This window comes from Kluyvera genomosp. 3 (genome assembly GCF_011765685.1).
In the GTDB taxonomy this organism is placed as follows: domain Bacteria; phylum Pseudomonadota; class Gammaproteobacteria; order Enterobacterales; family Enterobacteriaceae; genus Kluyvera; species Kluyvera georgiana_A.
The window spans coordinates 2,024,133-2,030,403 of sequence record NZ_CP050321.1 but is presented as its reverse complement, the minus strand read 5'-3'; the positions used below and the strand labels follow the sequence as shown (position 1 = coordinate 2,030,403).

Annotated in this window: 6 protein-coding genes; 2 read left to right on the top strand and 4 right to left on the bottom strand. The window is 55.9% G+C overall.

Features of this window, described 5'->3' with window-relative positions; all coding sequences use genetic code 11:
* Positions 1 to 161 precede the first annotated feature (161 nt).
* The 3 genes from lpxM to znuA all read right to left on the bottom strand — a co-directional run bounded on the left by lpxM (position 162) and on the right by znuA (position 3,565).
* Complete coding sequence (gene lpxM, locus GY169_RS09445) at positions 162 to 1,139, bottom strand: lauroyl-Kdo(2)-lipid IV(A) myristoyltransferase (protein WP_167575570.1); 978 nt, start codon at positions 1,137 to 1,139, stop codon at positions 162 to 164.
* Between the two features lie 131 nt (positions 1,140 to 1,270).
* Positions 1,271 to 2,593: a murein DD-endopeptidase MepM gene (mepM, locus tag GY169_RS09440; RefSeq protein WP_163447977.1), complete on the bottom strand. Its 1,323-nt coding sequence runs from the start codon at positions 2,591 to 2,593 to the stop codon at positions 1,271 to 1,273.
* Between the two features lie 12 nt (positions 2,594 to 2,605).
* Positions 2,606 to 3,565 (bottom strand): zinc ABC transporter substrate-binding protein ZnuA, encoded by a 960-nt coding sequence (znuA, locus tag GY169_RS09435; protein WP_167575569.1) that lies wholly within the window; start codon positions 3,563 to 3,565, stop codon positions 2,606 to 2,608.
* 77 nt (positions 3,566 to 3,642) lie between these two features.
* Here znuA and znuC point away from each other — a divergent pair, with 77 nt between their 5' ends.
* Both znuC and znuB read left to right on the top strand, forming a co-directional pair.
* Complete coding sequence (znuC, locus tag GY169_RS09430; RefSeq protein ID WP_064544705.1) at positions 3,643 to 4,398, top strand: zinc ABC transporter ATP-binding protein ZnuC; 756 nt, start codon at positions 3,643 to 3,645, stop codon at positions 4,396 to 4,398.
* Positions 4,395 to 5,180, top strand: coding sequence for a zinc ABC transporter permease subunit ZnuB (gene znuB / locus GY169_RS09425; protein WP_163447975.1), 786 nt, complete (start codon positions 4,395 to 4,397; stop codon positions 5,178 to 5,180). Before znuC ends, znuB begins: the two co-directional genes overlap by 4 nt.
* Positions 5,181 to 5,252: 72 nt before the next feature.
* Here the strand turns inward: znuB and ruvB are convergent, their stop codons facing one another.
* Entirely contained in the window at positions 5,253 to 6,263 is a 1,011-nt protein-coding gene (gene ruvB, locus GY169_RS09420; protein WP_163447974.1) for a Holliday junction branch migration DNA helicase RuvB, read from the bottom strand.
* Positions 6,264 to 6,271 lie beyond the last annotated feature (8 nt).

The following is a 6,271-nucleotide window of genomic DNA, read 5'->3' as shown; positions in this document are numbered from 1 at the left end:
TTAAAGCTGAGAGAATACTTGCTCATAAAAAACTGCACCTTACTTCGTTGGGTGTCCAACTTTTTGGGTGCAGTTCAGATGTCCGGTTTTTTTTGCACTCGGAGCAGGGCGTGAACGATCTGGAGTCATCCCGACGTCGCTTTGCTCGCCCAGGGTTTAAGCTATTTCTTTTTCTTTGGGTAGAGTTCTTTTCGCTGATACGGCTCGATCTCACCAGGCTTGCGCGTCTTCAGCAACTTCAGAATCCACGTATACTGCTCGGCGTGCGGACCCACAAAGATCTCCACTTCTTCATTCATGCGGCGGGCGATGGTGTTGTCATCCGCTTCGAGCAGGTCGTCCATCGGCGGGCGTACCAGAATCGTCAAACGATGCGTTTCACCGTTATAAACCGGGAACAACGGCACCACGCGCGCACGGCACACTTTCATTAATCGCCCTATCGCCGGCAGCGTGGCTTTGTAGGTTGCAAAGAAATCGACAAACTCGCTGTGCTCCGGGCCGTGATCCTGATCGGGCAGATAGTAGCCCCAATACCCCTGACGCACTGATTGAATAAAAGGTTTAATGCCATCATTACGCGCATGCAGGCGGCCGCCAAAGCGACGACGCACGGTATTCCACACATAGTCGAACACCTTGTTGCCCTGGTTGTGGAACATCGCAGCCATTTTCTGGCCCTGAGAAGCCATCACCATCGCCGGGATATCGACCCCCCAACCGTGCGGGACCAGGAAGATAACGTTTTCACCGTTGCGGCGCATTTCGTCAATAATCTCTTGCCCCTGCCAGTCGAGACGCGGCAGAATTTTTTCCGGCCCCTTCAACGCCAGCTCGGCCATCATTACCATCGCCTGCGGCGCGGTAGCGAACATCTCATCGATAATCGCTTCGCGCTCGTCTTCGCTTTTTTCCGGGAAGCAGTACAGAAGATTGATTTGCGCGCGACGCCGAGCGCTGCGGCCAAATCGCCCCGCCAGACGACCCAGTTTTCCCAGGATAGGGTCGCGGATTTTTGCGGGAACGTAGGCAATCCCTGCAAATGCCAGCACGCCTAACCATGCCCCCCAGTACTGCGGGTGACGGAAAGATTTCTCAAACTCGGGAATATATTCACTGTTATTTTTTTTCGTTTCCATGCCTGTTCCAGGGTCGCATCATCAGGTCGGTGTGGATAATCAGATAGTTTAGCGAGGTGAGGTGCTTCGCACAAAAGAAAAAGCCGACACCCTGTGGGCGTCGGCTCTGAACGTTTACTTCTTAGACGAAACTAGTCAAAACGCAGCTGCGGCAGAACCTGTTTCACCTGCGCCAGATAATCGGTGCGGTCAGAACCGGTCAACCCTTCGGTACGCGGCAGTTTCGCCGTCAGCGGGTTCACCGCCTGCTGGTTAATCCACACTTCATAGTGCAGGTGCGGGCCGGTTGAACGCCCTGTATTGCCCGACAACGCAATACGATCGCCACGTTTCACCTTCTGACCCGGTTTCACCAACAGCTTACGCAGGTGCATATAGCGCGTGGTGTAGGTACGGCCATGACGCAGTGCAACGTAATACCCGGCAGCGCCGCTACGCTTGGCGACAACAACTTCACCGTCGCCCACCGCGAGAACCGGCGTCCCTTGCGGCATCGCGAAGTCAACGCCACGGTGCGGCGCGACACGCCCGGTCACCGGATTCAGGCGACGTGGATTAAAGTTAGACGATACGCGGAACTGACGCGAGGTTGGGAAGCGCAGAAAGCCCTTCGCCAGCCCGGTGCCGTTACGGTCGTAGAACTTACCGTCTTCCGCGCGGATCGCGTAGTAATCTTTACCATCAGAACGTAAACGTACGCCAAGCAGTTGGCTCTGCTCACGCTTGCCGTCGAGCATTTCGCGCGACATCAGCACCGAGAACTCATCGCCTTTTTTCAGCTTACGGAAGTCCATCTGCCACTGCATCGCTTTAATTACCGCGCTAACTTCCGCGCTGGTTAACCCGGCGCTGGTTGCGCTGGAGACAAAGCTGCCGCCAACGGTACCTTTAATCAGGCTGTTAACCCAGTCGCCCTGCTGCATCTCGCTGCTCATTTTGAAACCGTTTGCAACGCGATCGTAGGTACGGGTTTCACGACGCGACATCTCCCAGGTTAAACGCTGGAGATCGCCATCATCGTTCAATGTCCAGGAGAGCTGCTGGCCCACCTTCATGTTTTTCAGGTCTTTATCAGAAGCGGCAAGCTGGCTGATATTTCCCATATCAATACCGTACTGATTCAGGATGCTGCTCAGGGTATCGCCCGTGGATACCACATATTCATGCACGCCCGTTTCGTTATCGACTTTGTCGTCCAGTTCGTCCTGCGGGATGGCTTCATCTTCCTGCGCGGCCTGGTCAATCGGTTCACTGGCCTCCGGCAACAGAGAACGAATTTCTTTTTTCTCCAGCTCAATCGTCCGGGTAACGGGTGATGAAGAGGTTGGATGGTAAACGTATGGCCGCCATACGGCGACGGCCAACGTGAGAACGGTGAGTGACCCCAGCATAACGCGGTGGGGCCGCGGCAAATTGTTAAATGCCAGAGCGACAGAGCGGGCTATCTGCTGCACGTATTCACTTCCTTACTTATCTCCTTTCAGGCAACTCGCATACTGGGTCGCCAGTTGAGTCAGAAACGCCGGATAGCTTTCTTTGCTCAGCTGTATATTCGTGCCAAGTGGGTCCAGCGTTCCCATGCGAACGTTGGTACCCCGCGCGACAGATTCAACGACAGCGGGCCTGAATTGTGGCTCAGCAAAAACGCAGGTTGCTTTTTGCTCAACCAACTGTGTTCTTATTTGATGTAAACGCTGCGCACCGGGTTGAATCTCAGGGTTGACGGTGAAGTGCCCAAGCGGCGTCAAACCGTAGTGTTTTTCGTAGTAGCCATAGGCATCATGAAAAACGAAATACCCCTTTCCTTTCACCGGCGCCAGCTCATTCGCCACCTGCTTGTCGGTTGCAGCCAGATTGGCTTCAAAATCTTTCAGGTTGGCGTCAAGCCGGGCTCGACTCTGGGGCATAAGTTCCACTAATTTGTCATGGATTGCAACCGCCGAAAGCCGCGCTATCTCTGGGGATAGCCACAGATGCATGTTGTATTCGCCATGATGGTGATGTGCGTCACCTTTTTCGCCGTGAGCGTGGTCATGATCGCCCTCTTCCGCACCTTCGTCACCGTCGTCGTCAGCCCCTTTCATGAGCAACGGTTTCACGCCGTCCAGCTGCGAGATCGTCACTTTTTTTGCGGTGGAAATGCTTTGCGTTGACTTGTCCATGAAGGCTTCCATCTCCGGACCAATCCAGACCACTAAGTCCGCGTTCTGTAAGCGTTTTGCATCAGATGGGCGCAGTGAATAGTCATGCTCAGACGCACCGTCAGGCAGTAAAACCTGGGTCTCAGTGACGCCATCGGCAATCGCTGAAGCGATGAATCCTAACGGTTTCAGTGAGGCGACAACGGCGGCATCGGCACGCTGTGCGGCGCTACCCCAAAGGGCCATGGATAAAGCTGCGAAAAGAAGCGTATTTTTCTGTAACATAATGCGTCTAATAATCGAAATGAATGAAAGAAGTGTGATATTATAACATTCACTCTCTTGTGCAACCCCTAATTGCTATGACGAATCTTGTATCGCTGGAAAATGTCTCCGTCAGCTTCGGCCAGCGCCGGGTGCTCTCCGACATCTCACTGAATCTCAAGCCAGGCCGCATTCTGACGCTGCTTGGCCCTAACGGCGCGGGTAAATCTACGCTGGTACGCGTAGTGCTTGGGCTTGTTGCGCCCAGCGAAGGCGTCGTGGTGCGCGAAAAACAGCTGCGTATCGGCTATGTGCCACAGAAGGTTTACCTTGATGCGACATTGCCGCTGACCGTCAAGCGTTTTTTGCGTCTGCACCCTGCTACACGTAAAGAAGATATTCTCCCGGCACTCAAGCGCGTGCAGGCAGGACACCTGCAGGATGCGCCAATGCAGAAGCTTTCCGGTGGCGAAACCCAGCGCGTACTGCTGGCTCGTGCGCTGCTGAACAAACCGCAATTGCTGGTGCTGGATGAGCCGACTCAAGGCGTTGACGTTAATGGCCAGGTGGCGCTGTACGATCTGATCAACCAGCTGCGCCAGGAGCTGGACTGCGCGGTGCTGATGGTGTCGCACGACCTGCATCTGGTTATGGCGAAAACCGACGAAGTGCTGTGCCTCAACCATCATATTTGCTGTTCCGGCACGCCGGATGTGGTCTCAATGCACCCGGAATTTATCTCAATGTTTGGGCCGCGCGGCGCCGAGCAGCTCGGAATTTATCGTCATCAACATAACCACCGCCACGATTTACAGGGCCGTATTGTTTTACGTCGGGGAAATGGGCAGTCATGATTGAAATTTTACTTCCCGGTTGGCTTGCCGGAATGATGCTGGCGTGTGCTGCCGGCCCGTTAGGCTCATTTGTGGTCTGGCGTCGTATGTCCTATTTTGGCGACACCCTTGCGCATGCTTCCCTGCTGGGTGTGGCATTCGGTTTATTGTTAGACGTAAATCCCTTTTATGCGGTCATCGCCGTGACGCTGCTGCTGGCGGCGGGGCTGGTGTGGCTGGAAAAGCGCCCTCACCTGGCGGTGGATACCCTGCTCGGCATTATGGCGCACAGCGCGCTGTCGCTTGGCCTGGTGGTAGTCAGTCTGATGTCGAACATCCGCGTCGACCTGATGGCCTACCTGTTCGGCGACCTGCTGGCGGTCACCCCGCAGGATCTTATCTCGATCGCGCTCGGCGTGATTGTGGTGCTGGCAATTCTGTTCTGGCAGTGGCGTAATCTGCTGTCGATGACCATCAGCCCGGATCTGGCGTTTGTCGACGGCGTGAAGCTACAGCGGGTTAAGCTGCTGCTGATGCTGGTGACAGCGCTGACCATCGGCGTGGCGATGAAGTTTGTCGGGGCACTGATTATCACCTCGCTGCTGATTATTCCGGCCGCGACGGCACGTCGCTTCGCCCGCACGCCAGAGCAGATGGCGGGGATTGCGGTGGGTGTTGGGATGATTGCGGTAACCGGTGGGCTAACCTTCTCGGCGTTTTACGATACGCCAGCCGGCCCTTCCGTGGTGCTGTGCGCGGCGCTGCTGTTTATTCTGAGTATGACAAAGAAAGCGGCTGCCTGATTTTTCCGGCGGCGCTTCGCATAACGGGCCTACACAATTCCGTAGGCCTCATAAGCGAAGCGCCATCAGGCACTAAGGCATCTCAGGCGGCTGGATGCCGAAGTGCGTCCACGCGCGTGAGGTTGCCATACGGCCACGTGGCGTGCGCTGCAAGAACCCTTGTTGAATCAGATAGGGCTCCAGCACGTCCTCAATGGTTTCTCGCTCTTCGCCAATTGCCGCCGCCAGGTTATCCAACCCGACCGGGCCGCCAAAGAACTTATCAATCACCGCCAGCAGCAGCTTGCGGTCCATATAGTCAAAGCCTTCCGCGTCAACGTTCAGCATATCCAGCGCCTGCGCAGCAATCTCTGCGGAAATGGTGCCGTCGTGCTTCACTTCCGCATAATCGCGCACACGCCTGAGCAGGCGGTTGGCAATACGCGGCGTACCGCGTGCGCGACGCGCCACTTCCAGCGCGCCTTCATCGCTCATCTCCAGCCCCATATAGCGGGCGCTGCGGCCCACGATGTGCTGGAGATCCGGCACTTGATAAAATTCCAGCCGCTGTACGATACCGAAGCGATCGCGCAGCGGCGAGGTCAGCGAGCCCGCGCGGGTGGTGGCGCCAATCAGGGTAAAGGGCGGCAGATCGATTTTAATCGACCGGGCAGCCGGGCCTTCACCAATCATAATGTCTAACTGATAGTCTTCCATCGCCGGATACAGCACCTCCTCGACGACCGGAGACAGGCGGTGGATTTCATCGATAAACAGCACGTCATGAGGTTCAAGGTTCGTGAGCATGGCCGCCAGGTCGCCCGCTTTCTCCAGCACGGGGCCTGAGGTGGTGCGAAGGTTAACGCCCATTTCATTGGCCACGATATTCGCCAGCGTGGTTTTCCCTAATCCAGGCGGGCCGAAAATGAGCAGATGGTCCAGCGCGTCGCCGCGCAGTTTCGCCGCCTGAATAAAGATCTCCATCTGCGAGCGCACCTGCGGCTGGCCGATGTACTCTTCCAGTAATTTGGGGCGGATGGCGCGATCGGCCACCTCTTCGGCTATCGTACTACCTGCTGAGATCAGGCGGTCTGCTTCAATCATCCTTTACC

Excerpts from the sequence above, each read along its gene's own strand:
- znuC (WP_064544705.1), top strand. The coding sequence starts at position 3,643 with ATGACGAATCTTGTATCGCTGGAAAATGTCTCCGTCAGCTTCGGCCAG.
- ruvB (WP_163447974.1), bottom strand. The coding sequence starts at position 6,263 with ATGATTGAAGCAGACCGCCTGATCTCAGCAGGTAGTACGATAGCCGAA.
- znuB (WP_163447975.1), top strand. The coding sequence starts at position 4,395 with ATGATTGAAATTTTACTTCCCGGTTGGCTTGCCGGAATGATGCTGGCG.
- znuA (WP_167575569.1), bottom strand. The coding sequence starts at position 3,565 with ATGTTACAGAAAAATACGCTTCTTTTCGCAGCTTTATCCATGGCCCTT.
- lpxM (WP_167575570.1), bottom strand. The coding sequence starts at position 1,139 with ATGGAAACGAAAAAAAATAACAGTGAATATATTCCCGAGTTTGAGAAA.